Origin of the sequence: Bacillus sp. ISL-39 (assembly GCF_018613295.1) — a bacterium.
GTDB lineage: Bacteria > Bacillota > Bacilli > Bacillales > Cytobacillaceae > Mesobacillus.
Window position 1 is genome coordinate 69,247 of record NZ_JAGGQM010000025.1, and the last position, 25,946, is coordinate 95,192.

At 43.0% G+C, this 25,946-nt stretch carries 21 protein-coding genes; 5 read left to right on the forward strand and 16 right to left on the reverse strand.

Annotated features, from left to right (window positions below; all coding sequences use genetic code 11):
• The first annotated feature begins 162 nt into the window (after window positions 1-162).
• Both J7E37_RS17270 and J7E37_RS17275 read left to right on the forward strand, forming a co-directional pair.
• Window positions 163-1,656 carry a peptide MFS transporter gene (locus J7E37_RS17270; RefSeq protein WP_215025561.1) on the forward strand — a complete coding sequence of 498 codons (1,494 nt, stop codon included), beginning with the start codon at window positions 163-165 and terminating at the stop codon, window positions 1,654-1,656.
• 113 nt (window positions 1,657-1,769) lie between these two features.
• Window positions 1,770-2,726, forward strand: coding sequence for a calcium/sodium antiporter (locus J7E37_RS17275; protein ID WP_215025564.1), 957 nt, complete (start codon window positions 1,770-1,772; stop codon window positions 2,724-2,726).
• Between the two features lie 70 nt (window positions 2,727-2,796).
• On the opposite strand, the gene J7E37_RS17280 is transcribed toward J7E37_RS17275, so the two are convergent.
• The 13 genes from J7E37_RS17280 to J7E37_RS22325 all read right to left on the reverse strand — a co-directional run bounded on the left by J7E37_RS17280 (window position 2,797) and on the right by J7E37_RS22325 (window position 15,964).
• Window positions 2,797-3,774, reverse strand: a complete 978-nt coding sequence (locus J7E37_RS17280; protein WP_215025567.1) for a bifunctional NUDIX hydrolase family protein/GNAT family N-acetyltransferase — start codon at window positions 3,772-3,774, stop codon at window positions 2,797-2,799.
• Between the two features lie 323 nt (window positions 3,775-4,097).
• Window positions 4,098-4,739 carry a 2OG-Fe(II) oxygenase gene (locus J7E37_RS17285; RefSeq protein WP_215026060.1) on the reverse strand — a complete coding sequence of 214 codons (642 nt, stop codon included), beginning with the start codon at window positions 4,737-4,739 and terminating at the stop codon, window positions 4,098-4,100.
• A 367-nt stretch (window positions 4,740-5,106) separates the two neighbouring features.
• Window positions 5,107-6,648 carry an ATP-binding cassette domain-containing protein gene (locus J7E37_RS22525; protein WP_353050038.1) on the reverse strand — a complete coding sequence of 514 codons (1,542 nt, stop codon included), beginning with the start codon at window positions 6,646-6,648 and terminating at the stop codon, window positions 5,107-5,109.
• Window positions 6,649-7,668: a branched-chain amino acid ABC transporter permease gene (locus tag J7E37_RS17300; RefSeq protein WP_215025571.1), complete on the reverse strand. Its 1,020-nt coding sequence runs from the start codon at window positions 7,666-7,668 to the stop codon at window positions 6,649-6,651.
• Window positions 7,669-7,683: 15 nt separating this feature from the next.
• Window positions 7,684-8,553 (reverse strand): branched-chain amino acid ABC transporter permease, encoded by an 870-nt coding sequence (locus tag J7E37_RS17305; protein WP_215025575.1) that lies wholly within the window; start codon window positions 8,551-8,553, stop codon window positions 7,684-7,686.
• Window positions 8,554-8,570: 17 nt separating this feature from the next.
• Window positions 8,571-9,737 (reverse strand): ABC transporter substrate-binding protein, encoded by a 1,167-nt coding sequence (locus J7E37_RS17310; RefSeq protein WP_215025578.1) that lies wholly within the window; start codon window positions 9,735-9,737, stop codon window positions 8,571-8,573.
• 161 nt (window positions 9,738-9,898) lie between these two features.
• Entirely contained in the window at window positions 9,899-11,035 is a 1,137-nt protein-coding gene (locus J7E37_RS17315) for a homogentisate 1,2-dioxygenase (protein ID WP_215026065.1), read from the reverse strand.
• Window positions 11,036-11,088: 53 nt separating this feature from the next.
• Window positions 11,089-12,396 (reverse strand): fumarylacetoacetase, encoded by a 1,308-nt coding sequence (gene fahA, locus J7E37_RS17320; protein WP_215025582.1) that lies wholly within the window; start codon window positions 12,394-12,396, stop codon window positions 11,089-11,091.
• 2 nt (window positions 12,397-12,398) lie between these two features.
• A complete protein-coding gene (locus J7E37_RS17325; RefSeq protein WP_215025585.1) occupies window positions 12,399-13,361 on the reverse strand; it encodes a hypothetical protein in 963 nt (320 codons plus the stop codon).
• Window positions 13,362-13,381: 20 nt separating this feature from the next.
• Window positions 13,382-13,939 (reverse strand): NADPH-dependent FMN reductase, encoded by a 558-nt coding sequence (locus J7E37_RS17330; protein WP_215025588.1) that lies wholly within the window; start codon window positions 13,937-13,939, stop codon window positions 13,382-13,384.
• A 29-nt stretch (window positions 13,940-13,968) separates the two neighbouring features.
• Window positions 13,969-14,979 carry an LLM class flavin-dependent oxidoreductase gene (locus J7E37_RS17335; RefSeq protein WP_215025590.1) on the reverse strand — a complete coding sequence of 337 codons (1,011 nt, stop codon included), beginning with the start codon at window positions 14,977-14,979 and terminating at the stop codon, window positions 13,969-13,971.
• A 235-nt stretch (window positions 14,980-15,214) separates the two neighbouring features.
• Entirely contained in the window at window positions 15,215-15,538 is a 324-nt protein-coding gene (locus J7E37_RS17340; RefSeq protein WP_215025593.1) for a DUF3870 domain-containing protein, read from the reverse strand.
• 294 nt (window positions 15,539-15,832) lie between these two features.
• The gene (locus tag J7E37_RS22325) at window positions 15,833-15,964 is read right to left on the reverse strand and encodes a hypothetical protein (RefSeq protein WP_285290364.1); all 132 of its coding nucleotides are present in this window, start codon (window positions 15,962-15,964) and stop codon (window positions 15,833-15,835) included.
• Window positions 15,965-16,080: 116 nt separating this feature from the next.
• Between J7E37_RS22325 and J7E37_RS17345 the strand changes: the two genes are divergently transcribed.
• Window positions 16,081-17,097: an acyltransferase gene (locus J7E37_RS17345; protein WP_215025597.1), complete on the forward strand. Its 1,017-nt coding sequence runs from the start codon at window positions 16,081-16,083 to the stop codon at window positions 17,095-17,097.
• 47 nt (window positions 17,098-17,144) lie between these two features.
• Here the strand turns inward: J7E37_RS17345 and J7E37_RS17350 are convergent, their stop codons facing one another.
• Complete coding sequence (locus tag J7E37_RS17350) at window positions 17,145-17,954, reverse strand: EcsC family protein (protein WP_215025601.1); 810 nt, start codon at window positions 17,952-17,954, stop codon at window positions 17,145-17,147.
• 59 nt (window positions 17,955-18,013) lie between these two features.
• Window positions 18,014-18,799, reverse strand: coding sequence for an arylamine N-acetyltransferase family protein (locus J7E37_RS17355; protein WP_215025604.1), 786 nt, complete (start codon window positions 18,797-18,799; stop codon window positions 18,014-18,016).
• Window positions 18,800-19,246: 447 nt separating this feature from the next.
• Here J7E37_RS17355 and J7E37_RS17360 point away from each other — a divergent pair, with 447 nt between their 5' ends.
• Both J7E37_RS17360 and J7E37_RS17365 read left to right on the forward strand, forming a co-directional pair.
• A complete protein-coding gene (locus J7E37_RS17360; protein ID WP_215025607.1) occupies window positions 19,247-24,781 on the forward strand; it encodes a pullulanase in 5,535 nt (1,844 codons plus the stop codon).
• 128 nt (window positions 24,782-24,909) lie between these two features.
• Window positions 24,910-25,704, forward strand: a complete 795-nt coding sequence (locus J7E37_RS17365; RefSeq protein WP_215025611.1) for an alpha/beta fold hydrolase — start codon at window positions 24,910-24,912, stop codon at window positions 25,702-25,704.
• Between the two features lie 50 nt (window positions 25,705-25,754).
• Here the strand turns inward: J7E37_RS17365 and J7E37_RS17370 are convergent, their stop codons facing one another.
• Complete coding sequence (locus tag J7E37_RS17370) at window positions 25,755-25,943, reverse strand: hypothetical protein (RefSeq protein WP_215025613.1); 189 nt, start codon at window positions 25,941-25,943, stop codon at window positions 25,755-25,757.
• Between the last annotated feature and the right edge of the window lie 3 nt (window positions 25,944-25,946).

The following is a 25,946-nucleotide window of genomic DNA, read 5'->3' on the forward strand; positions in this document are numbered from 1 at the left end:
GAAATTTATATTAGTCTAATAATTTTTAATACACTTTCTTTTAGATTAAAAAGCGTCAAAAACCCTTATATATCAATGATTAATCAGATTCCTTCCTGATATTGTTTTTGACAATTCACACTTCGAAAAGTATTCTAGAATAGAAAATAGGGAGGGGTAATCATGTCAAACCTTAATAGGCAGAAAATTGTGGACAGTGTGCCTCAGACAGGATTCTTCGGACATCCTAAGGGCCTTTTCACACTTTTCTTCACAGAGTTCTGGGAACGTTTCTCTTACTATGGAATGAGAGCGATTCTAGTATTCTACATGTATTACGAAGTATCAAAAGGCGGCCTGGGCCTGGATGAAACATTAGCACTTTCCATCATGTCCATTTACGGCTCACTCGTTTATATGTCAGGTGTCATCGGCGGATGGCTTGCTGACCGAATCTTCGGTACATCACGAGCTGTATTCTACGGTGGAATTCTGATTATGTTAGGTCATATCGCGCTTGCGATTCCTGGAAGTATCACAATGTTCTTCGTGTCGATGATCCTGATCGTAATCGGAACAGGTCTATTGAAGCCAAACGTATCCACTGTCGTTGGCGAGATGTACAGCGAAAACGATGCTCGTCGTGACGCTGGTTTCACTATCTTCTATATGGGAATCAACGCAGGTGCATTCCTTGCGCCACTAATTGTTGGAGCAGTTTCTGAGGCTTACAACTTCCATTACGGCTTTGCAATCGCCGCAATCGGCATGTTCATAGGACTAGTTGTTTTTGTTCTTACAAAGAAAAAGAATCTCGGTCTTGCTGGTACAGCTGTACCAAACCCGCTTTCACCTTCTGAAAAGAAGAAAACTTTCACTATCTTTGCTATTGCGATTGTCGCAATCGGTATTTTAAGTGCTATTTTAATTCCTGCTGGACTTTTAACATTCGAAAGCTTTATAAATCTTGTTACTATTCTTGGTATCTTAATTCCGACTGCGTACTTCATCATCATGTACCGCAGCCCTAAAACTACAGCTGTTGAACGTTCACGCGTACTTGCATACATCCCGTTGTTCCTTGCAGCGGTTATGTTCTGGGCAATCCAGGAGCAAGGCTCTACCATCCTTGCAAACTATGCGGACAAGCGTACACAATTAGAATTCGCTGGTATTTCCATCTCTCCAGCATGGTTCCAGTCACTGAACCCATTATTCATCATCATCTTTGCACCAATTTTTGCAGGATTATGGGTGAAAATGGGCGACCGCCAGCCATCAATTCCTAAGAAGTTCTCATTCTCATTGATGTTTGCCGGCCTTTCATTCCTTGTCATCCTGATTCCTGGATACTTCACAGGTTCAGATGCACTTGTCAGCCCATTATGGCTTGTACTAAGCTACCTGATCGTAGTATTCGGTGAATTGCTGATTTCCCCAGTTGGTCTGTCAGCAACAACAAAATTGGCACCGGCTGCTTTCTCTGCCCAAACAATGAGCCTCTGGTTCCTTGCAAGTGCAGCAGCACAAGCTATTAACGCACAAATCGTCAAGTTCTACTCTGCTGAAACAGAGATGGCTTACTTCGGTACAATTGGCGGAGCATCCATCGTGTTAGGTATCATCCTGTTCATCATGTCTCCTAAGATTCAGGGATATATGAAGGGAATAAAATAATTCTGTTATACAAAAGGCGACTCACTCCGAGTCGTCTTTTTTGCTGTTAAAATTTTTATTTGGGGAAATTTTTTGTTATCTTGTAAACAGTAATGTTTTAGGGGGTTGGTAAATTGACATATATCCTTTTAGCTATAGGTTTTGCCTTACTCATAAAAGGTGCTGACTACTTTGTCGATGGGGCATCAAAAATCGCGGCGCTGCTCAGGGTACCTCCATTATTGGTAGGTTTGACAATCGTCGCTTTCGGAACAAGCTCACCGGAAGCAACCGTCAGTATCATTGCCGCAATGGAGGGAAGCAGCGAGGTTTCTCTCGGGAATGTCATCGGGAGCAATATCTTCAATATTACCCTGGTTGTCGGCATCACTGCCATGATCAATCCACTTGTGGTTGAAACGACGACAATTCGAAAAGAAATCCCGTTCACTTTATTGGCAAGTGTAGCGCTGGCAGCAGTCGCCAGTGATATCGCACTCCAGATGGCCAACATTAATTCAATTGGCAGAAGCGAAGGAATCATCCTTCTCCTTTTCTTTCTAATTTTCCTGTATTACATCATCGAGGTTGCGTTGAATAACCGTGAGCCAGCATTGGATGCAGCTGCTGTCAAAGGCAAAGGAACCTGGGGGAAGAATATATTGATTACGCTTGCCGGCCTGGCTGCGATTATTTTTGGCGGTGACCTCGTAGTTGATAATGCAACGGAAATCGCCCTTTCCCTCGGAATGAGCGAAACACTGGCAGGTTTGACGATCGTGGCTGTCGGTACCTCTTTGCCTGAATTAATCACATCGATTACCGCTGCCCTGAAAAAGAAAAGCGAAATCGCTCTCGGCAATATTGTCGGCAGCAATATCTTCAACATCCTTTTCGTGCTGGGGGTGTCAGCAACCATCTCGCCACTCGCGGTCAATGATAAAATTTTCACCGATATTGCCCTGATGATTATTCTGACAGCTGTCCTGCTGATTTTCTCAAGGTCTAAATTCAAGATTTCAAAAGTGGAGGGTGGCATTCTCGCAGCAGTTTATATCGCCTATTTGATCTTTATTATTTTACGGAATTAAAGAAACCATGAGGCCTGAATGTATTCCAGGCCTTTTTCCATGAATGTGATTGTCGGCATTCCTGTAAAATTTATAGGCTTTCTATTTTGGATAAGTTGGAGTCTTTCCGATAGCGTATAATCGTCATGTCTTTGTTGATGTCTTTAGCTTCTCCCGTTCGTTTATACCCCATCTTTTCATACAAGTAGCAATTGCGCTCTTCAGTCAGGATGGTATCAAGCTCCCATGCCTCCGCTTCCGGGTACATAAGTTCCAGCCGTTTCATGACTTCCTGGGCTATTCCTTTATTATGGTATGTTTCAAGGATGTTGATGATATGCAGCTTCATCAATCCAGAGGACTTTTCATAGACATGAACACTACCCGCAAGCCTGCCTTCAAAAAGTATTTTATAATAAGCCCCCTGCTTGAACCTTGCGGAGAATTTCTCCTTTGTTTGGGTTACCGGGCTGGTTTCATGATCCTTGTATTTTTTATATAAAGGCAAAAATACTTCTCTTTGCAGAGCTAAAAGTTCCTCAGCATCCTCAACTGAAGCTTTTTCCAGGCTGATAGGCGAATTGACGATTTCAAATAACTGATCGAAATAGTTAAACGGAATGAACTCGCCGTTTTTAACCATTTCCTTTATCTCGTCTTCACTTGCCCATCTCGCTTCAGCGACTTCCTCTTCCTGAAGCTTCAGGTCCTCAATCGCAGCATTTTGCCTGACCAGCCAGATGTCATCGAAGCCATGCGAAAATTTCACTGTGAAGATTCGTTCTCCTTTTTTAATGTCCAGGTGTATTCCGATTTCTTCCTTTACCTCCCTGATGGCCGCCTGCTCACTATCATCGCCCATGATCGCAGAACCTGCTGCTGAACAGTCCCACATATTCGGAAAGCCGATTTTCCAGGGCTGCCTCCTCTGGATCAGATACTGGCCATCATCATTCACAATCCAGACATGGACAACAAGGTGATAGTTCCCCGCCTTCATCTCCTGCCCTCTTTCATGAATCCGGTCCGTCAAATGCCTGTATTGGTCGTAAACATTCCATAATTCCATGTGTCCACCCGCCTTTCAAATTGTTCTATTATTATACATATAACATGAAAAATTTGGCAGTATTTTCTTAAAAAGGAACCCAAGCAAAGCAGCTTGGTCCCTTCAACATTATTCAGGCCTATAAATGGATGATCCAGGGACGAAGCGATAGAGAGGCGAAATAATAGGGACTGGCAAGCCCTTGGGCCATACGCTAAACATATTAGGAGACGAAAAGGCAGGCGCTGGTCCTGGATTAAGATAACTACATAAAGTCATCCTCAAATTATAAACCCCTGCTGTTAGACAAAAAAAGAAGCATGCTCAGCATACTTCTTCATTCTCTATTTCACACTTTTCCTTCTCATCCATTGCGTGGCGGCCCATTTGTCGCCGATCACCACTGGAGCACCGCCATGCAGGGTCAAGTCATTCAAGTCTTGGTTATCATAGAAATATTCAAAATAAACGGCCATGCCCTTTTGCGGGGATACAGCGAAATTGAGTTTAGGGAAGTAAGTTTCTCCTCCCTGCTCGACATCGTTCAAATACATGACCAATGTGCTGATCCTCGGGTTGCTGACATTTGACGAGAAAAAGTCAAAATGCGCCTTGTACTCCTGGCCGATTTTATAATTCAAGATTTGCAGGCCTTCTCCATGTTCATTCGGAATGCCCATTATTTGCGATATTCTTTTTTCAACTCGAGCAACAACGTCATTTTCAGCTTCTTCAATGAACGTGCTGCTGCTTGTCCTGAGCTGATCCACTTCCCGGGTATTCCCGATTTTCGAGCGCTGCAGCTTGTCCTTCGACAGCTTCATAAGCTCATCGCACTCCTCGTCACTCAATACATTTCCCAAAATGACGATTAACGGTTCTTCCATTCTAGCAATTATGTTGATTTCACGATCCCCGGTTTTGATTTTGTTCCCGATATGATTAAAAATCGTTGGTTCCTTTACAGTTAAATCAACAGCATCCATTATCAACTTTCATCAACCTCTTAATCATAAATTTTTCCAAAAATTAGATTGATATATAAACAAAAGCATCATTCACTCTTTATGTCCCTTGTTTCCTCCTGTAATTCAAAATGGATGACAAAACCGAATCTTAAAATCTATTCAATTTTTCAATTTATTTTACAACGCGGGAAGGTGATTTACTATCATTTTTTTTCGCTTACCTCGACAATCCATTCTTTTAACACAATCTGATTAGTCCATTGTTCTAATATCCATAACTCAAAAGAAAAGGTTACCGAATTGGCAACCTTCAACTGTCCTATATATTAACTTGAATTCACATTAAACCAGCCAGAAATATACATAGAATCCCCCTGTCATTAACTCAATGGATGCTCAAGTAAGCTTCCTGAACCAGTGGATTGTTAGCTAATTCACTCGGCTTGCCCTGAACTTTAATTCTTCCATTTTCCAGCAGGTAACCCCAATCAGCAATCTGCAGAGCAGCTTTGGCATTTTGTTCGACAAGAATGATGGTGGTTTCAGTCTGTTTCAGCTTAAATAAGGTCTCAAAAATCTCTTCGACAATGAGTGGAGCAAGACCCAAAGATGGTTCATCCAGCATAAGCACTTTGGGCCTAGCCATCAAGCCCCTGGCAATCGCCAGCATTTGTTGCTCCCCACCACTGAGCGTTCCTGAAAGCTGCTTTCTTCTTTCCTTCAACCTCGGAAAGAGCTGATACATCTTTTCCATATCTTCCTCAATACCGTGTCTGATTATTTTCGAGGCACCATAACCACGATATCTGTTATAGGCTCCAAGCCGCAGACTTTCTTCTACCATCAACTCAGGAAACATTCCCCGCCGTTCCGGAACAAGATTGACTCCAACGTAAGCCAGCTTTTCAGCGGGAACATTCGCTATCTCTTTATCATCGAATATTATCTGGCCTGATCTTGGTTCCAATAGACCAGCAATCGTATTTAATAATGTTGTTTTTCCCGCACCATTCGCACCTATAATTGTACTTAATTGGCTCTCTCTAATTTCTAGGTTAATCCCTTTTAAGGCATGGATACTTTCCCGATATACATGCAAGTCCTTAACATTAAGGATCAGTCTGGCCTCTTCAGCCACTTCTCGTTCTTTATATGACTTTTTCATATCCCTTCCGAGGTAGGCTTCAATTACTTTTTCATCCTCTTGAATTTGAGATGGGGCACCCTCTGCGATTTTACTGCCAAAATCCAGAACAATAATACGGTCAGATATTTCCATTACTGTTGATAGATCATGTTCAATCAAAAATATGGTCAACCCTTGCTGCTTCAACTTCTTAATCAATTGAATCATTGTTCGTCGTTCTTCAGCACTCAGTCCGGACATTGGTTCATCCAGTAAGAGAAGCATTGGTTCCAAGGCAAGCGCACGGGCGATTTCGAGTAAACGCTGTTCTCCGAATGATAAATCCCCAGCTAACAAGGCAGCTTTATCACCTAATCCTACTAATTGTAAACTTTCTGTACCTAGTTTGACTGCACGGTTTTCCTTATTCTTTAAATGCGACAGTCTAAGCATGGAACTGATAATATTCGTTTTCCTTGTATCTTTTACAGAGACCATAACATTTTCTAATAAGGTCATATTGTCAAAGATTTGGAGATTTTGAAAAGTACGGGCGATGCCAAGTTCGGCTATCTCATTTGGCTTTAATGAATTGATTTTCTTTCCTGCGAACCGTACCTCCCCCTCCTCAGGGGCGTACATCCCGGTAATGCAGTTGAATGTAGATGTCTTACCCGCTCCGTTAGGACCGATTAGGGAAACGATCTCACCTTCACCAATATGAAAGGTGTTTTCATTAACTGCTGTGACCCCGCCAAACCTTTTGGTTACTCGGTTCAACTCAAGCAGTGTTGGAGCCATTTATGTTCCCCTCCTTATCCGTAGATTGAACTTCTCTACAATCCCCATAATTCCTTTTGGCATATAAATCATCATCACGACAAGCAGAAGTCCAAAGAAGATCACTTCAACTGCACCGCCGGCACTTTCCCCAAAAACAAATGGAACAATTTCGCGGAGAACCTCTACAAGAAGAGTAACGACAATAACACCAATCAGGGAGCCGTAAATACTGAACAGTCCGCCGAGAACTGCCATTACCACGAACTTGATGGACATTTCAAAACTGAAAATTGCGGGACTGATGAAACTCATATAGGAAGCATATAGTCCCCCGCTTAGACCAGCAAATACAGCACTGACTACAAAAGCCGTTAATTTGTATTGTCCAATGTTAATTCCCATAGATTGTGAAGCAACCGCGCTATCCTGGATTGAACGGAGATTACGCCCCCAAGATGATTGCACAAGGTTCCTGGTTAAAATAAAAACGATTAGACTAATAAAAGCGACCACATAAAACCAGGCTGTATCAGAAGCAATTGAAAATGACCCAATTCCCAGTGATGGCACTCCAATCAAACCAGACGGACCACCGGTAAGCTGCGATTCCTCGATCAGGACAATATTAATAACGATGCCAAACCCTAGCGTTGCGAGGGAAAAGTAATGTCCTTGAAGATTCCTTGTTAAGTAGCCAAGAATATACGCTACCACCCCTGCCAAGACCATTCCAATTGGAATGGCAAGAAATGGAGACACAGAAAACTTAATGGCCATTATACCTGAACCGTAGGCTCCGATTCCCCAGAATGCTGCCTGTGCCAGTGAGACAAGGCCTGCATTCCCCATTAATAATGAAATCCCGATCGTGGAAATAAAATATAAACCGATCAAAACAAAAATCCCGGTTAAATAACTTCCTACGATATGCGGAAAAGCAACGAGAGCCGCTAGAATAAGAGGAATGAACAACAGCCTTTTCTTTGATAGAGAAGCCATCGGCACAGATGCTTCATTTCCTATTATTATCTTTTCCATACTCTACATCCTCTCCTAAACACGCTTGCCGCTTTTGGTTTTAATAAGTCCCTGCGGCATAAACACCAAAACGATAAGCAATATAAAAAATGCGATCGCATCTTTGTAGCCTGACGAAATCAAACCTGCCCCAAGTGACTCCAGTACCCCTAATATAATTCCTCCAACTACTGCCCCAGGAATGCTGATAAGTCCACCTAAGACAGCCGCTACAAACCCCTTTAAGCCGATCATGAGGCCCATATCATAGGTTGCCAGGGAAATAGGCGTCACTGCTATTCCCACTATCCCCGCTAAACATGCGCCAAGCATAAACGAGAGCAAGCCCATCCATTTAGGGGATATACCCATTAAGCGGCTAACCTCACGATTCATCATGCTTGCCCTTAAAGCAGAACCAAGCATAGTTTTTTCAAAAAAGATATACAACGCTAACATCGTAATGAATGTAATACCAATAATGAAAAAATCCTGCCTGGGAATCGCTGCACTGAGAAAACTGACTGGCTCTCCTGCCAGAAAGGGCGGAAGAACCTTAGGTGAACTCCCAAATAACATTAAAGCTAAACCGCGCAGTGCTGTTGATACCCCTATTGTAATAATGATTAATACAACTTCGCTGTTAAAACGGGCTGGCTGGAGCGCCAGCCGCTGGACAAGCGCTCCAACCAAAGTAGCAGCCACGACTGCCATAATAGCGGCAACCCAAAGGGGTGCACCGCCAGATACCATGGCGGCAGCCGTTACTCCACCAACCATGACAAACTCTCCCTGCGCAAAGTTGATGACTCCATTGACGTTATAAATAGTGACAAATCCAACAGCGATCAGGGCATATATGCCTCCAACGGCTAGACCTGATAGCAATAACTGTACAATTTCCAATCTAGCTTCAATCCCTTCTATTCAGGAATTACCCACTCGCCATTTTGAACTTGAACCATGAGTGCATCTTCTGCTTTCAATCCCTGGTGATCTTTCTCGCTTAGATTAAACACGCCAGTAACTCCAACAACGTTCTTTAATTTCTCCAAATTGTCCCTGATAGATTCTCTTGTCACTTCGTCTCCTGATTTCTCAATCGCTTTAGAGATCAGCAGCATTGCATCGTATGCCATGCCATCAATTGGGCTCGCTCCATGCTTGGTGCTGGATTCAAAATCCTTAACATATTTACTGATAATTTCTTTCTGTACATCCCCATCTTCGATTTGATCAGACACCCAAACTTTCCCTGCTGCTACATACGTCCCTTCTGCCGCTTCTTTTCCCGCAAGTTCTACGAAAGCATTCGACCCAGCCCCTGCTGGATAAATTAACATATTATCCATCTTCAGTTCCCAATAGTTTCTGTTGACGATGGATGCTGCTGGAGGAATTGACCATACTACGATAGCATCAGGGTTTAAGCCCTTAATTTTCGTCAATTGCGGCTTCATGTCTTTATCGCCCATTCCAAACTTTTCAACAGCGATAATGTTAATTCCATTGTCTTTCGCTACACTTTCAAAAGTTTTCAATCCGCTGTCTCCATATGCGTTGTTCAAAGCCATGAAAGCTATATTTTTCTTATTTTCCTTTTTTAGTAGTTCAATGATACTGACTGAAATATCCTCGTTATCAACGGGCGTTTTGAACACCCAATGGCGTTCTTCTGCCGGTGAAGAAATCGCATCTCCTGAACCTACAGAAACGACAGGTACCTTACTTTTCTCAATATAAGGAAGGAGTGGCATTGTCGTCGGAGTGGTTCCGCCCCCAATTATTGCTGTAACCTTATCCTGTTCAACTAGTTTCTTTGTCACAACTAATGACTGTGTTTCACTAGACTCATTGTCATAAACAACAAGTTCGATTTTTTTGCCATTTATGCCGCCATCTTCATTAATCTGTTTAACCAGCATTTCAATTGCATCCTTCTGTGGTACTCCCCAGACAGCTGAGGCACCGGATAATTCGAGATTCACACCGATTTTTACGACATCACTATCGCCGCTCGCTGTATCACTGCAGGCCGAAAGACTAAAGATTAATAGCATACTGACGAACAAGGTCAACCACTTTTTCATTTTTTCTCCCCCATTTTTCGTTTGATCTTCCTGTTATCCACTTGCCAACTGATCGTATGCTAACGCTAGTTGCAAACTAATTATTTGAAATTATAGAAAATTGTAACAACAGTAAGTTTCTTTGTAAATGCTTACATTTATATTCAAAACTAAATAATGTATTATTTATTCCAGCTATATTTATAGTCTTGATCCTCTATTACTCGGGCTCCTTTTAATACCTTCAACGGTTTAAATGTATCAATCATAACTGCCAGTTCGAGCGTCTCCTTCTTACCGATACTCTCCTCTATCTTTCCCGGATGCGGTCCATGTGGTATGCCTAGTGGATGGAGGGTAATTGACCCTTCTTTTACACCTTTGCGGCTCATAAAATTGCCTTTGACATAGTAGAGCACTTCGTCACTGTCCACATTACTATGAAAATATGGCGCTGGAATCGCATCAGGATGGTAATCATAGAGTCTGGGCACGAATGAACAAATGACAAAGTTATGTCCTTCAAATGTCTGATGGACAGGCGGCGGCTGGTGAATTCGCCCGGTAATCGGTTCAAAATCCTCAACATTGAACGTATACGGGAATAAGTAACCGTCCCAGCCTACAACATCTAAAGGATGATGGTGATAAAGATGCGAATGCATGTAGCCCCTGGATTTTGTTCTGACTTCAAACTCACCTTTTTCTATATATGTTTCCAACACTGCAGGTCCGTGGATATCTCTCTCGCAAAATGGACTATGCTCCAACAACTGCCCAAATTCATTTCTATACCTCTTAGGGCTCGTTATCCAGCTAGTTGTTTCAATTACAAGCAATTTAGTTTCACCTGGGTCAGGCGTTAGCCTATATATGGTTCCTACCGGAATCACAATATAATCTCCTGGACGATAAAGCAGCGTTCCGAAAATTGATTCCACCTTGCCCGTTCCATAATGGACATACAACACTTCATCACCGTCACTGTTCCGATAAAAGTAATCCATTTCTTCTTCTGGACTGGCTATGCCAATGACCAAATCATCATTGCCAAGCACGTATTCTCTTCCCGAGACAGCATCATTTTTCTTTGCTAGTTTACTGGTTTTAAAATGTCGGTGGCTTAGAGCTTCCTGTTCTTCATATTCAAGCTTCACTTTTCCTAAAAGCGTTGCTTCAACCATTTGCGTAGGCGGATTATGATGATATAAAATCGATTGAAGTCCGGAAAAACCTTTTGTTCCCATCACTTGTTCCTTAAAGAGTGACCCATCTTCTTTTTTAAAAACAGTATGCCTCTTTCGTGGAACTTTCCCCATACTTCTATAGTAAGGCACGAATTAATTCCCCCTTTTCAAGTCATTCTAATCAATTAGCTATTTGATGCGGTAAACTCACTTGACTGCTCCTTTTGTTTTTTAGCAGGTAAAATACGACCGGTGACTTCCCCGAACCCGACTCGGAACCCATCTCCCTGGCACCATCCGGTCATGCTTAATTCATCACCATCCTCAAGCCATACACGCTTTTCTCCATTTTCAAGGAGGATCGGATCGGCCCCGCGCCATGCAAGTTCAAGCATGCTTCCTCTTGTTTCCCGTTCCGGTCCGCTGATTGTGCCAGAAGCCAGCAAATCTCCAGCATGAAGATTACAGCCGGTTATTGTATGATGGGCGATTTGCTGTGCCATACTCCAGTATAAATATCTGTAGTTGCTTGCAGTCAGCCGATGCGGCTGGTCCATATTTTCAGTTTTGAGATAAACCTCCAATTCAATGTCAAAAGAGCCAGCCCTATTCGTTTTTAAATAAGGCAGAGGCTCTGGTTCTTGTATTGGTCCCTTAATCCGGAAGGGCTCAAGCGCTTCAAGCGGAATTATCCATGGCGAGATAGAGGTTGCAAAATTCTTAGCCAAGAAAGGTCCGAGCGGCTGGTATTCCCAAGCCTGGATATCACGCGCACTCCAATCATTCACTAGCACTAAACCGAAGACATGATTTTCTGCTTCTCCCACTGAAATCGGTTCTCCCAATCTATTCCCAGAACCGATAAAGCAGCCAACCTCCAGCTCAAAATCAAATTGCCGACATGGCGAGAAAATTGGTGTATCCAACTCTGGATGCTTGATTTGACCACGTGGACGATGTATTTCTGTGCCGCTTAATACAACAGAACTTGCACGCCCATGATAACCGACGGGCAAATGTGTCCAGTTTGGCATCAACGCATTTTCCTTTCCACGGAACATTGTCCCGACATTGGCTGCATGCTCCTTTGAAGCATAGAAATCGGTATAGTCGCCAATCTTTACTGGGATTAACATCTCCACGTCGCTTTGGAGTCTCAGCGCCTTCAGTCTTAAATCTCCATCATCTCTAAGCGTTGGTACATCTTCCCTTAGTAAGTTTTGAATGATTGACCTTACTTCATTCCACGCCTGCTTACCTGCCTCCATAAATCTATTCAGAGAGGCTTTATGAAAAACTCTTTGGCCGCTTACTGAGGTGTGATCAAAATGACCAGCTACATCTAGAACGGCGAGGTCCAAAACATAATCACCAATCGCCACTCCTACTCTCGGTTCACTTTTTTCCGCATCTTTTGGCTGAAAAACCCCGTATGGTAAGTTCTGGATTGGGAAGTGGGATTCAGCATGTACTTTTATGAATGATTTTAGCAACGTTATACCTCCTTTAAAAAATTGAGTTCTCGCAATTCATCACGAGGCTCGTCAAAGCTGCAGGAACCGTATGAGGTTAGCAAGCTTCTGGACGACAAAATCTCAGCGGCATCCACTGATAAATCCCTCCATGCCAGCCTATAGTTCTTAAAATCGAAGTTTTGAGGATTCTCATCCGAAAGGATTTCTACCAAGGTTTCCGTTTCGAGATTTAGAGCATATGCGAAAATCCCTGCCGTGAATACATTGAGGAATCCATGCATTTCCGTTTGCACTTCTTCCCGGTACATTCTGACTGGATGGTGCAATCCAGCTGTGAATTTCACTCGAAGTCGACGATCGGCACACCCTTTTAAAAAAAGGGCAACCATCTCGGGAGTAGGAAACATCCGTGCTTCAAGACCACCTGTCCTTAGTTTTACACCTAACGAATGCGCAGCGGCAGCGTTGTGGACTGCAAACACATCGAGGGTTTCTAATAGCTGATGCACCCAATCCTCGTTTTGAGAAATGGTCACCTCAACAAATAGCTTTACATTTCCTGCAATGGCCATTTTTGATAATACTTCTAATTCCTCAAGTTTTGGTATTGCTAGAGGAATTGGAAGTTCGAATGCTTCTATTTGCACCTTATGATTATGCTTTTCACGGAAACTATTAATTTCTGTTAAACCATAGGCAAAACCATCAATAAAACACTCGGTCTTCGTTCCTGTAACTGAAAGCTGGAATCTCTCCTCCAACGCTAAATCAGCTATAATTGTTTCAAGATTAGATAATGACGAAGCAGGAATGATAAACACCCCCAGCATCCATGAATCGGCACCTCTTTTATATGAGATATAGTTATTGATTGCCATTTCCAGCGATAATTGTGCTGGCGGAAATAGACCTGCATAGTCAATTAAGTTTTTCATGAAAACTTCAACACTATCATTTCCAGCATTCAGGACTTTCTCATTCACCCGCTCCTCCACCTTCCCACCTAGTCTCCTGTAATCAGGGCTTTTTCTTTTAACCCTGCCTGCATGATCACTAATTCTTCGGCCAAAGCATGAATTCGTTCCAAAACACCCTTCTCGATAATTTCATTATCCACGTTAAAATGATTAGCATTTGCGTAAACATAGCTAGGTGCCACAAAGCAACGGAAGTAACCTGCAATTGGCTTTAGTTGATTTTCAATCACCAGGTAATGCTGATACGTTCCTCCGTTTGCAACAAAGCCCATAACCTTATGGCGAAAAACATCCGGTGGGATTAAATCAAAAACATTTTTCAAAGGTGCAGGCATCGACCCGTTGAAAATGGGAGACCCGACAAGGTAAATGTCAGCATCCCTAACTTCCTTAATGATCTTCTTTGTGTCCTCATTGTATAGCTCCGGATTTCGGCCATCGCAAAATTGCATGTCATAATTTCTTAAATCAAGGAGTTTCGTCTCAATTTGAGGGTTGATTTTCTTAATCTCCTTAAGGACAGCCTCGACTAGAACCGCTGTCTTAGCACCCAGGATCGTCCCGGAAATACCTAAGATTTTCATTGCTCTCCATCACTCCTTCTGAACGTTATTTAAGAAGAGACCTTTACATTTTCAGCAAAGGCAGGCATGACCTTTTCTGCAACCAACTTCATGGACTTCAGCACTTGTTGGTGTGGAAGGCCACCGAAATTCATCAGCATCATAACATGATCGCAACCGGCTTCCTGATAATGTCTAAGACGGGCAATCACATCCTCAGGACTGCCAATTAATAACTGTTCACGCTCTTCCAAATCCTCAAATTGGGCACTCCTGCCATATTGTCGTGTATCGAGGTATAAGTTTAAGTGTTCCTTAGCAACTTGCTCTGCCTCTTCTCGTGTTTCTGCAACAAATGTATGAATGGCTAGCGGGATGTTAATTTTAGATTCATCGTGTCCTGCTTCACGGTATGCCTCTTTATAATCATCAAGAATTTGTTTTAACTCTCCAATTGAACGGCTGGCTACATATGGAACACCCATAATGTTATAGCCCATTTTTCCAACAAAGGTGGACCCCACCGGACTTAATGCCCCTATCCATGTTGGAACATGTTTTTGTTTAGGAATGACCTCAAGCTTAATGTCTGTGAACTGATAATAATCACCGTCATGCGAGAATTTCTCACCGCTCCAGGCTTTTTCAATCACCGCGAGCGCGTCATTAAACCTTAATGCTTTGTCCTTGCCATCGACATTGAATCCTGCAAATTCATGAGGAAGGTATCCGCTTCCTAAACCAAGGTTTAATCTGCCATTGCTTAAAACATCCAGAAGCGCGTAGTCTTCTGCGACTTGAATAGGATTTTTAAATGGAAGTGTTACAATCGATACACCAAGCCGGATGTTCTTGGTATGCTGTGCAGCTACAGCCAGCAACATTTGCGGAGTTGTCAAAATCCCATATTCACTAAAATGATGTTCAGCGAACCAGACTGAACTATATCCTAACTGATCTGCTTCAATGGTCTGTTCTAAGACTTCGTTCACTAGCTGTTCATGGGAACGGCCAAACTTCTCCTTATAATTATCAAAGACAGTAAATAATCCAAACTCCATACAATCTCCTCCATTTCGAATAATCGGCCAATAAAAAAACCAGCAGCAAAGAAAGAATCTAAGAAACTGAAAAAATCAGAATCCAGACCTTTTTCGCTACTGGTTTTTAGTCTACTTATCCAGAATTGGGTTTAACTCCCGCTCCTCGTAAACTAGCCAGCTAAACAATGTGTTTATGTTGTAAATAAATTATATAACAAATATTCAGAATATTTCAAGCGCTTTATTTATCTTTTTATTTATTTTCTATATAACGGTTATACGCTGAAATCACCGCTTGGACAATCGCTTTCTGCGGCGGAACAAGAAACCTTGACTCAATCAAATTTGTAAGATGGTCAACCCCAGATGCTAGTGATTGGCCCCTTAGCAACGAAGATAGAAAATTGTTGGTAATATCCTTTATAAAAGTGAAATCACAATCGACAATTAAATCCTGATCTTTGTCGATAATCAATAGGCATCCGATCGACTTTCGTTCTTCAAATACTGGAGTACCTTTTGGCAGCTGGGCAAAACCGGCTACAAAGACATAACTATCCTTCATTTCGCTTTTCATCAAACATACCCCCATACTGCAAAATACTGAACTTTATCCCTTTTATTTATTCAGTTTCCGCGTCATCATTTCCTGCATAATTTGTAAATTCTTCTAGTTGCTGTCCATTACCAAACGTCAGTCTTCGTCCAGAGCTGTCAAATCCACTTCACTAAAATATCTAATTTCTATATTCATCAGTTTTAAAGAAATAGGGTTGTATATGGCGGGATGTTCTTATAGCGTAAGTTTTTTAACGGAGGTACAAGTATAAAAAAAAGAGGAAAAACCAGGTTGAAAGGTTTTTCCTCTTTTTCATTTCAATTCTGAAGAATCATCATAGTCGTAACGGAAGCCGTCAGTCTGATTAGGAGATTGTTCGTTCTTGTTGTTTTTCATGTCCTGTTCTATTTGATTCTTTTCTTGACGTTTTTTATCAGAGTTCAATTGATTTGCCTCCTTTTTGCTCCCTATTATCCCTAGTCACTCTTTCTTATATTCATAAGGCTGAATATAGTGGGAATACTAGGAGTACAAATACTTTCTTCTTCGAAAGGCCAAATATGCAGCGCAACTACGCAATCGACTTTATCAAATTCTTTGCCATCCTGGCAGTCATCATCATCCATACCTTTCCCAGCGACAACCAGATGGGATACTTCATTCTCGATAACCTTTCAAGATTCGCGGTTCCTTTTTTCTTTGTCGCTTCAGGCTATTTGTTCAGCCTCAAGGTGAGCGACAACCCTCTGTCTTTTGCTTACTTCAAAAAATATATAACAAAAATACTGAAGATTTATGTTAGCTGGCTCTTTTTCTATGTCGGTTATGATGTAGTAAGAATTTTATTGACCGATGGTAACGTTAAAACTGAATTATCCGAGTACAAAGAAAACCTGACTGCTCTTAACCTCCTCTATTACGGCCAGGGAACTAGCGGCTATCAGCTGTGGTTCGTCATTTCACTAGTATGGAGCATAGCGATTTTATATTTCTTTTACAGGTTGAACAGAGTAAGGCTGCTTTTGGTGATCGCATTTTGTTTAAACCTTCTCGGCCTCTTCGGACAGTCATATTCCGTATTTGATCAGCTGCCAGTCAGCACAACCCGGGCTGCTCTTTATATCAGCCTGTTCTATACGGTCACGGGTTTCTGTCTTACTAAGATTCACACCTGGCGAAAATATAATGCCAGGACATACTTTTACTTGTTTTGTATCTTTACTATTTTACAGGTTATAGAAGGTTTCTGGCTTCAGAAGGGAATGGATTCAGAACATGGTGAATACTTCTTTTCGACGATTTTCCTTACCTTATTTCTGTTCCTTTATGCCTTACGCAGCCCCATTCTCGGCAAGGGCTTGTTGGTCACCAAAATAGGGAGAAACTCTCTCGGCATTTATGCCATTCATATATTTTTTATAGATATGGTTGATATCTTGTTTGAATCTATCGGTTTGGAGAAAAGCACACATAGCTTGCTGCTGAACTTATTGGATTCGTTTCTTGTTTTCGTGTTATCGTACACCATTTACAAGCTTTTACAGTCGGCAAAGCATATGATCAAAAACAGAGCCTGATTCCACGAATCAGGCTTCTTGTTTTACGCCAGGCAATGGAAGACAACTTATTTTCCCTTAACCAAATCCCTCTCCAGCCTCTCTAAAATCCGTCGCTTCTGATACAGCATTGTCGCGGTTTCGGCAAGGTCGCTCACCATCGAACGGTTGGCGAAGGCGCCGAAGACAATTCCGGCCACCGGGACCATCTGGAGCAGCTTTTTCCAGCCGAAGGATTCTGTATACGTCAAGGTTACCTCGCGCCAGCCCTGGAGCTGGGAGATGACTTCCCTTGATTTATTTTCATTGTTAAAATCGCTCAATTCATTCAAGATCGCCTGTTTTCCGACGACGTCCGCTGAGGAAAACTGGAGGCACTTGATGATGAAAACCCGCTCCTTCTTGTCTCTCGGGTCGTAACCATGGAGGATGGCGATATCCTGAATTGTTTTTAGCGAGAGGGCCAGCACAGCAGGAATATCAATCGCCAGCGTAAAAATCCCGCCAATCCCCGAGCTCGCACCCTGGATGGTCGCCGCCTTCTTCCGCTGCTCGCCCAGTGCGAGCGATGCCTGCTTCATTTCCTCCACCGGAATGCGTTCCATATCTGCAAGCTGGCTGACTCTCCTGCCAGTCTTTTTCTCAAGAAATTGGGACACAGACTTCTCACTTGTTAAATATTGTCCGCCTGTTTGGATATAGCTTCCCAGCTCATCAAGCAGGACACCTACCTTCTCCTGGATGAATTTTGGTGTGAACCGATCAAGCATTTTGAATGGCAGACGAGTCAGACGCTCCCAAAACCAGAGCCCCTTCTGGTCCTTCTCCCACTTTTCAATCTGCTCCAGTTCTTTCAATAAGTAGTCCCTTGAGTCCATTGCATTCATCCACCTGTCATTTTTGATACTATATTAACGGTTTACACTATAAGAAGGTTTCATTTTAATTCGATGTTATAGAATTCCTTCGCCAATTCCTTGAAACGCTCAGGGTCTATCTCCTCTTTCTGAACTCCAGCTTCCGTCCAATGGGTAAAACTATGTTCCGTCAACACCATGCTTCCATCGGATGTCACTCTTGTCAGCAATGGCTTTTTATTAAAGGGAGACTGCGGATGCTCCGTTATGATTTTCTTCATCTCGGATAAATCATTGATATTCTCAACCGGCTCTCTCGAATCAAAGGCGTAGCCGATTTTCCAATCAGGATCCTTATACTTCAGCTTCATCTCCAAAAAGTAATCCCCGAACTCACTGGCCTCTTTTTTCACACGGAACTCACCGCTAGGAGAAATGATTTCAGTACCATCCATCGGCACCGGCCTTAACGGCAAATTTCCGCCAAAACCAGTATCAACCAAGTATCTTTTACCATCGTCATTCAGTAAAATCGCAGCATGTGTCCTCCCCGTCGGACTGAAACCTTTTTTATCCGGAACGTATACAGATCCACGGATCAACTGGACATCCAGTCCATTCTCCTTTAAAAACAAATAGAGGATTCCGTTCAAGTCATAGCACAGGCCGCCTTCATTCCTTTGAATGATTTTTCCCACTAAATATTCGTCACTTAAATTATTGAGGTCACCAGATAGGGTACATAAGTTTTCAAATGGCAGAGAAAACGCAGTCTTTTCAAGAAGAGTATCAAGGTTCTCCAATGTAATCGATTCATCTATAGGAAAGTTTATTCGCTCACGGAACTTACCATTTAAATCATTCATGATTCAATCCCTCTCTTTTGCTTTCTATATACATAAGAATACAGAAATGTCCGCCCTTTTCCTAACCTCCAGCACAAATTTCTTTATAGGTCATTCGAATTATTTTTCCACGTCATTCAGACAACTTTCGACCTGGACTTCAACCACTGCTTTATCAAATTCTGAAACTTTTGTGAAAATTAATTGAGTTTAATTCTCATATACTCATTTTTTGTAGGAATTTGGCACTATTTACATACTTTCAAACCTCCTCCCTTCAATTGCTGGTTTCATCATTGTGTTGTAAAATTAAAAGGAAAGTTTATTGCAAGCGCTTGCATAATCTGTACCTTATATTTTTTTATCGGATTGTGCAAACGGTTTCACTTGAAATCCCCTTGTATATGAAAGGAGGACTTCTTCTAGTATTCTTGCAAGATTAATTTATCTAGGGAGGAAAAGATTCGTATGAGAAAGAGCACAAAACGCAGCTTTTCTATTTTCATGACAGCGATCATGATCCTGAGCTTATGGCTTCCTTTTATTCCTGCTCATCAGGCGAATGCCGAAGGAAGTACTGTAACCTCTGAAACTGCTGATCGCAAAGTCCGCTTCACTTACATTCGCGAAGACCAGAATTTTGGCGAATGGAATATTTGGACCTGGAATACCGGCGTCCAAGATGGACAGGTAGACTTTACAACAAGAGAAGGCAAAGAAGCGGTAGTGGATATTCCGGTTGGCCAGGATACGGCACAAATGGGCTTCGTCCTTCGCAGCACATATAATTGGGATACTGCCCAAAAGGAATTTGGAGACCGCTTTATCAGAGTAAACAAAAACGACTCTATCACAAAAGCCTTCATCACAAGTGGTGTCGAACAAATCCGCATCGTTCCTGATGGATCAGCTCCAGTGATTGAGAATGGAAACGCTACTTTCTATTACCGTGATCTAGCGCTTTTCGCAAATGATGCAATGAACACAATTGAAAAAGTAGAATTGAAGTTCAATAACGAAACAATTGAAATGACTTATGAGCCTGAGAATGAGAGATTCATAACTTCCTATGAAAACATTCCGAATGGCACAAATGAATATACGTACCTCGCCACGAAAGATGGCACGACAAATGAAGTAACAGATCCTTACAACACCGTTGATGGAAAATCGACCATCTCTTACTCAAACGCTGAATTAGCTGTATCCGGTTCAGTCAAACCGGAACAGATTGATTACAACCAAAATGCGGTGCTGACGGTTAATGTGGATGGGCTGACAGATGGGATTGAAGTCAGGAAGATTACAGCTGACGTTTCCGCACTTGGCGGATCGAAGGCTCTTGAAGTCGACCCGGCGTTAGGGAAAATCACAATTGCGGTCGATGACAATGTAACTGCAGGCACAAAAACGATTCCGTTAAGCGTGACAGATTCATTTGGCAATAAGCATAATGGTACAGCGAATGTCTCTGTTAAAACAAGACAATCTGTTGGTGAAAACGACTTTGACTGGGATGAGTCGATTATCTACTTCATGCTGACAGACCGTTTCTTTGATGGAGATTCCGCTAATAATGACCCTAATAACCTTGGATATGATGCGGTAAATGACCGTGGAACGTATCAGGGCGGCGATTTTAAAGGCATTACAGAGAAATTGGATTACCTGGACGACCTGGGTGTGAACACGATCTGGATCAGCCCGATTGTCGAAAACATCAAACACAATGTCCGTTACAATGACGAACATTCATACTATGCTTACCACGGATACTGGGCAAGCAATTTTGGTCAATTGAATCCTCACTTCGGTACAATGCAAGACTTCCATAACCTGATTGACGCTGCCCATGAACGCGGCATCAAGATCATGGTTGACGTGGTATTGAACCATACTGGTTATGGTTTGAAAGAAGCCGATGCGCTTGAAAGTCCTCCTGCCGGCTACCCAACCGATACAGAGCGCAGCAAGTTCAGCAGCCTGCTTCGCCAAGGAAATGTCGGAACAGATGAAGTCGTAGGCGAACTCGCTGGTCTACCTGACTTCAAGACAGAAGATCCTGCCGTCCGCGAGGCGATCATTAAATGGCAGACCGACTGGATTGATAAAGCGAAAACTGCAAAAGGCAACACAATCGATTACTTCCGTATCGATACAGTGAAGCACGTGGAAGATGCAACATGGATGGCATTCAAGAACGCCATCACGGAAAAGATGCCTGAACACAAGATGATCGGCGAAACCTGGGGCGCTAATGTCACTAACGACTACGGCTACCTTGAAACAGGCATGATGGATTCCCTGCTTGACTTTGACTTTAAAAATATTGCACATGATTTCGCAAACGGCAACCTAAAGTCAGCCAATGATGCTTTGATTTCCCGCAATGGCAAAATCGACAACACCGCTACTCTTGGCCAGTTCCTCGGCAGCCATGATGAAGATGGATTCCTGCATAATGCCGGAAATGATAAAGGCAAGCTGAAGGTCGCTGCTTCCCTGCAGGCAACTGCGAAAGGACAGCCGGTCATTTATTATGGTGAAGAGCTTGGACAAAGCGGAGCAAATAATTACCCTCAATATGACAATCGTTACGACCTAGCCTGGGACAAGGTGGAAGGAAATGATGTTCTGGATCATTATAAAAAGATCCTAAATTTCAGAGCCGCCCATTCTGAGGTTTTTGCAAAAGGTGATCGTACTACAATTGGCGGTTCCAATAGTGACAAGTTCATGATGTTTGCACGTAAGCACGGCAACGAAGCTTCCTATGTAGGCTTGAACGTTGCTGACGCGGCAAAGCAAGTGACATTGACAGTGGATGCTGGAGCAGCTGTAACAGACCATTATTCAGGTCAAACCTACACGGCCACAGAAACTGGAGCAGTCACTCTGGCCATTCCTGCTAAAGGTGATGGCGGTACAGTTTTACTAACAGTGGATAACGGCACAATCACAGCTGCAGCCGCTGCTGGTTCTGGAAACGGCAACGTGGAACCAATTCCCGATAACCACATCCGAATCCACTACAAGCGCGCTGACAACAACTATCAAAACTATGGTGCTTGGCTATGGAACGATGTTAAGTCCCCTTCTGCCAACTGGCCAACAGGTGCTACTATGTTTGAGAAAACAGACAGCTATGGCGCATACATTGATGTCGAGCTTGCAGACGGCGCCAAGAACATTGGCTTCCTTGTTATGGATGTAACAAAAGGTGATGCAGGCAAAGATGGCGGAGACAAAGGTTTTACCATCACTTCACCTGAAATCAATGAAATTTTTATCAAGCAAGGCGATGACAAAGTTTACACTTATGAACCAGTCAACCTTCCTGAAAATACTGTCCGTGTCCATTATGTACGCGACAATGCAGACTATGAGAACTGGGGTCTATGGAACTGGGGCGATGTAGCTGCACCTTCTGAGAACTGGCCAGTAGGAGCGGCTTCCTTCTCTGGAACGGATCGTTATGGTGCTTATGTTGACATTCCTCTAAAAGAAAACGCAAAGACAATTGGCATGATTACTCTCAATAGGACAAATAGTGCAAAGGATGGCGGAGACAAAACCTTCAACCTTCTAGACAGATACAACCACGTTTGGGTCAGACAGGGCGATGACAATGTCTATATCTCACCTTACTGGGAGCAGGCAACTGGCCTTACATCTGCAGAAGTAGTTTCTGATGATACGATTCTATTAGGCTTCACGATGACAGATGGCTTAACTGCTGATGATTTAAAATCAAAGCTGGAAATCAAAGATTCAGATGGTACTGAAGTTTCTGTGACAAGTGCTGAAATCACAAGCCCAACTTCTGCAGAGGTAAAAGCTTCATTTGATTTAAATAAGCTTCCATTATCCGTAACATTTGCAGACAGAACGGTTTCAGCAGCTACAAGCTGGAGAATGCTTGATGAAATGTTTGCTTATGAAGGTGACGACCTAGGTGCTACCTATAAGAATGGCGCAGCTACATTGAAGTTATGGGCTCCAAAGGCAAGCAAGGTTGTAGCAAACTTCTTCAACAAAGACAATGCAGCAGAGCAAATTGGCAGCATTGAGTTAACAAAGGGTGAAAAAGGAGTCTGGTCTGCGGATGTTGCTCCTGGCGACCTGAATGTAACCGACCTCAAGGGTTACTTTTACCAGTATGAAGTGACAAATGATGGAGTGACAAAGAAGGTTCTTGATCCTTACGCAAAATCGATGGCAGCCTTTACCGTGAATACGAAGGGTGAAGCTGGTCCGGACGGGGACGCCGTTGGTAAAGCAGCGATTGTTGACATGAGCGGCACAGATCCTGAGGATTTCGATCATGCAAAAATCAAAGGCTATGAAAAGCGTGAAGATGCAGTAATCTATGAAGTACACGTACGCGACTTCACATCTGACCCTTCGATCGCAGGTGACCTGAATGCTAGATGGGGATCATACAATGCCTTCGTCGACAAGCTGGATTATATTAAAAAGCTTGGCGTAACACACGTTCAGCTACTGCCTGTAATGGCGTGGTATTATGGCGATGAAACGAAGATGGGCCAAAGAGAGCTTGAATACTCTGCTGGCGGAAACGAATATAACTGGGGCTATGACCCACACAGTTACTTCTCGCCGGATGGAGCCTATTCAGAAGATGCAACCGATCCTGAATTACGCGTAAAAGAATTGAAACAGATGATTGATGCAATCCATGATGCTGGAATGGGTGTTGTTCTTGACGTTGTTTACACTCATATGGCAAAAGCCAGCCAGCTGAATGATATCGTTCCTGACTACTATGCGTTCCAGGACGCACAAGGAAACTTCCTTGGCGGCTTTGGAAACAACCTGGCAACAAGCCATACAATGGCTGAAAAGCTGATGGTAGATTCAGTGAAATACTGGTTTGAAGAATACAAGATTGATGGAATGCGCTTCGATATGATGGGTGACGCAACCTACCCTGCAGTCCAGAACGCGTACGATGCAGCTGCATCTGTAAATCCTGATGCATTGTTCATCGGTGAAGGCTGGAGAACCTTCGCCGGCCACATCGCCGAGCCTGAACTAGCTGGCATGGGTGCTGATCAGGATTGGATGGACAAAACAGATGATGTTGGCGTATTCTCTGATGAGATCCGTAATGAATTGAAATCAGGCTTCGGTTCCGAAGGTGAGCCTCGATTCCTGACTGGCGGCGCCCGGGACATCAACACGATTTTTAACAATATCAAAGGCCAGCCAGGCAACACAGCTGACGACGATCCAGGAGACATGGTTCAATACATCGCAGCACACGATAACTTACCGTTATATGATGTCATTGCCCAGTCGATTAAAAAGGATCCAGCAATTCCAGAGAACAATCTTGAAATCCACAAACGCATCCGTCTAGGAAACTCCTTGATCCTGACGTCACAGGGTACTGCTTTCCTTCACGCAGGCCAGGAGTATGGAAGAACGAAGCAATGGAAAGGTGAAGGTGTTCCTGAGCAAAAGTATCATGAATTGACAGATGCACAGGGCCAGCCATTTGGCTACTTCATCCACGATTCATATGATTCTTCCGATGCAATTAACATGTTCGACTGGCAAAAAGCAACAAACAAAAAGGAATACTCAGTCAACGCAACAACACAAGCCTACACTCAAGGCCTGATTGAGCTAAGAAAATCAACGAACGCTTTCCGCCTCGGCGAAAAAGAACTCGTTGACCAGAATGTAAGATTGCTTGATCTTCCTGAAATCCAGGATACAGACTTAGTTATCGGATTCGAAAATGTATCAACCGATAAGACTGGTACGTACTATGTATTCGTAAACGCTGATATGACAGCTCGCACGTTGACATTAAAAAACGTTGACTTCTCTAAAGCCAAGGTTTTAGTCGACAACGACGAGGCAGGAAAAACACCTGTTTCCAAGCCATCCGGCTTTAAGCTGACAAATGGCAAGTTAACTCTTGATCCATTAACAACAGTGGTCATTAAAGTCGACCAAAAGGGCAAAAAGTAATAAATCAACACGGCAGGTATCATCCTTTCCAGATGGTACCTGCCGTTATTTTTGCCTCAATAGTTTACTGAAAAGGCTATCAAGGGTATTATTAATTAACACAACAAAGTACGGCTAAGGAGAATCGGATGCTGGATTACAGATTATATAAAGGTCAAGGCACGGAGTACATCGTGTTGTTGCACGGAATTGGCGGAAGCTCCAATATTTTTTACAAGCAGCTAAAACCTTTTCTTAAGAAATATAATATCATCGCCATCAACATGCCTGGCCATGGGAAGTCGCCTGACATAGATTCCTATAAGGGAAGGTTTTCTTTTGATTCAGTTGTCAGGGAGATCCTCACAACACTTGACCACCTCTCGATTCGCAAGGCTCATTTTGTCGGAGTTTCGCTGGGAACGATTATCGTCCATCACCTGCTGCAAACGGCACCCGGACGAGTGAGGTCAGCAGTCCTTGGCGGGGCGATCACAAAATTGAACCTATTTGCAAAATCACTGATCAAATTCGCTTGGTTAATAAGGAATTTCATTCCGTTTATGTGGCTGTACCGTATACTGGCCTGGATCCTGATGCCTCGGGGAAACCATAAGAGCTCCAGGAGATTTTTCATCCAGGAGGCCTATAAGATGAAACGAAAAAACTTCCTTGCCTGGTATCCTCTTGCCGGAGATGTCAAAACTACCTATAGCAAAGTTCAGGAAAAAAGCAAAAATGTCCCAAAGCTTTATATCTCAGGTGCTGAGGACCATATGTTTGTCAGGGAATTAGCAGAAGACCTTCAGGGGGATGAAAGCTCGGAGCTGGTGATTCTGGAACGCTGCGGGCATGTGTGCAATATTGAAAAAGCAGAGGAATTCAATGAGCTGTCCCTGGAGTTTATGGACAAGCATCAAGTCAAGAAAGCGAATATCAGTTAATACAAAAAGGGAGCGGGCCAATGTGGCTTACTCCCTTTTGTTTGTTGTATTTAGTAATAAAACGGATATCTAGGCGGGCAGCACGGGTAAACTGGCGGGTATGGCGGATAAAACGGACGCGGATAAAATAAAGCGCCACCCAATAACCCACCAGCCAAACCACCTAAAAACGGCAATCCAAAGCCCCATCCGATAAACCTCTGATCCTGCGAACGATAAGGATGTCTGTATGCATGCATACG

Bases quoted from the DNA above. Each gene is read 5' to 3' on its own strand.
- J7E37_RS17300 (WP_215025571.1), bottom strand. From the start codon at position 7,668: ATGGAAAAGATAATAATAGGAAATGAAGCATCTGTGCCGATGGCTTCT.
- J7E37_RS22525 (WP_353050038.1), bottom strand. From the start codon at position 6,648: ATGGCTCCAACACTGCTTGAGTTGAACCGAGTAACCAAAAGGTTTGGC.
- J7E37_RS17285 (WP_215026060.1), bottom strand. From the start codon at position 4,739: ATGGATGCTGTTGATTTAACTGTAAAGGAACCAACGATTTTTAATCAT.
- J7E37_RS17345 (WP_215025597.1), top strand. From the start codon at position 16,081: ATGCAGCGCAACTACGCAATCGACTTTATCAAATTCTTTGCCATCCTG.
- J7E37_RS17330 (WP_215025588.1), bottom strand. From the start codon at position 13,939: ATGAAAATCTTAGGTATTTCCGGGACGATCCTGGGTGCTAAGACAGCG.
- J7E37_RS17340 (WP_215025593.1), bottom strand. From the start codon at position 15,538: ATGAAAAGCGAAATGAAGGATAGTTATGTCTTTGTAGCCGGTTTTGCC.
- J7E37_RS17280 (WP_215025567.1), bottom strand. From the start codon at position 3,774: ATGGAATTATGGAATGTTTACGACCAATACAGGCATTTGACGGACCGG.
- J7E37_RS17270 (WP_215025561.1), top strand. From the start codon at position 163: ATGTCAAACCTTAATAGGCAGAAAATTGTGGACAGTGTGCCTCAGACA.
- J7E37_RS17335 (WP_215025590.1), bottom strand. From the start codon at position 14,979: ATGGAGTTTGGATTATTTACTGTCTTTGATAATTATAAGGAGAAGTTT.
- J7E37_RS17350 (WP_215025601.1), bottom strand. From the start codon at position 17,954: ATGGACTCAAGGGACTACTTATTGAAAGAACTGGAGCAGATTGAAAAG.
- J7E37_RS17365 (WP_215025611.1), top strand. From the start codon at position 24,910: ATGCTGGATTACAGATTATATAAAGGTCAAGGCACGGAGTACATCGTG.
- J7E37_RS17315 (WP_215026065.1), bottom strand. From the start codon at position 11,035: ATGGGGAAAGTTCCACGAAAGAGGCATACTGTTTTTAAAAAAGAAGAT.
- J7E37_RS17360 (WP_215025607.1), top strand. From the start codon at position 19,247: ATGAGAAAGAGCACAAAACGCAGCTTTTCTATTTTCATGACAGCGATC.
- J7E37_RS17310 (WP_215025578.1), bottom strand. From the start codon at position 9,737: ATGAAAAAGTGGTTGACCTTGTTCGTCAGTATGCTATTAATCTTTAGT.
- J7E37_RS17355 (WP_215025604.1), bottom strand. From the start codon at position 18,799: ATGAATGATTTAAATGGTAAGTTCCGTGAGCGAATAAACTTTCCTATA.
- J7E37_RS17370 (WP_215025613.1), bottom strand. From the start codon at position 25,943: ATGCATGCATACAGACATCCTTATCGTTCGCAGGATCAGAGGTTTATC.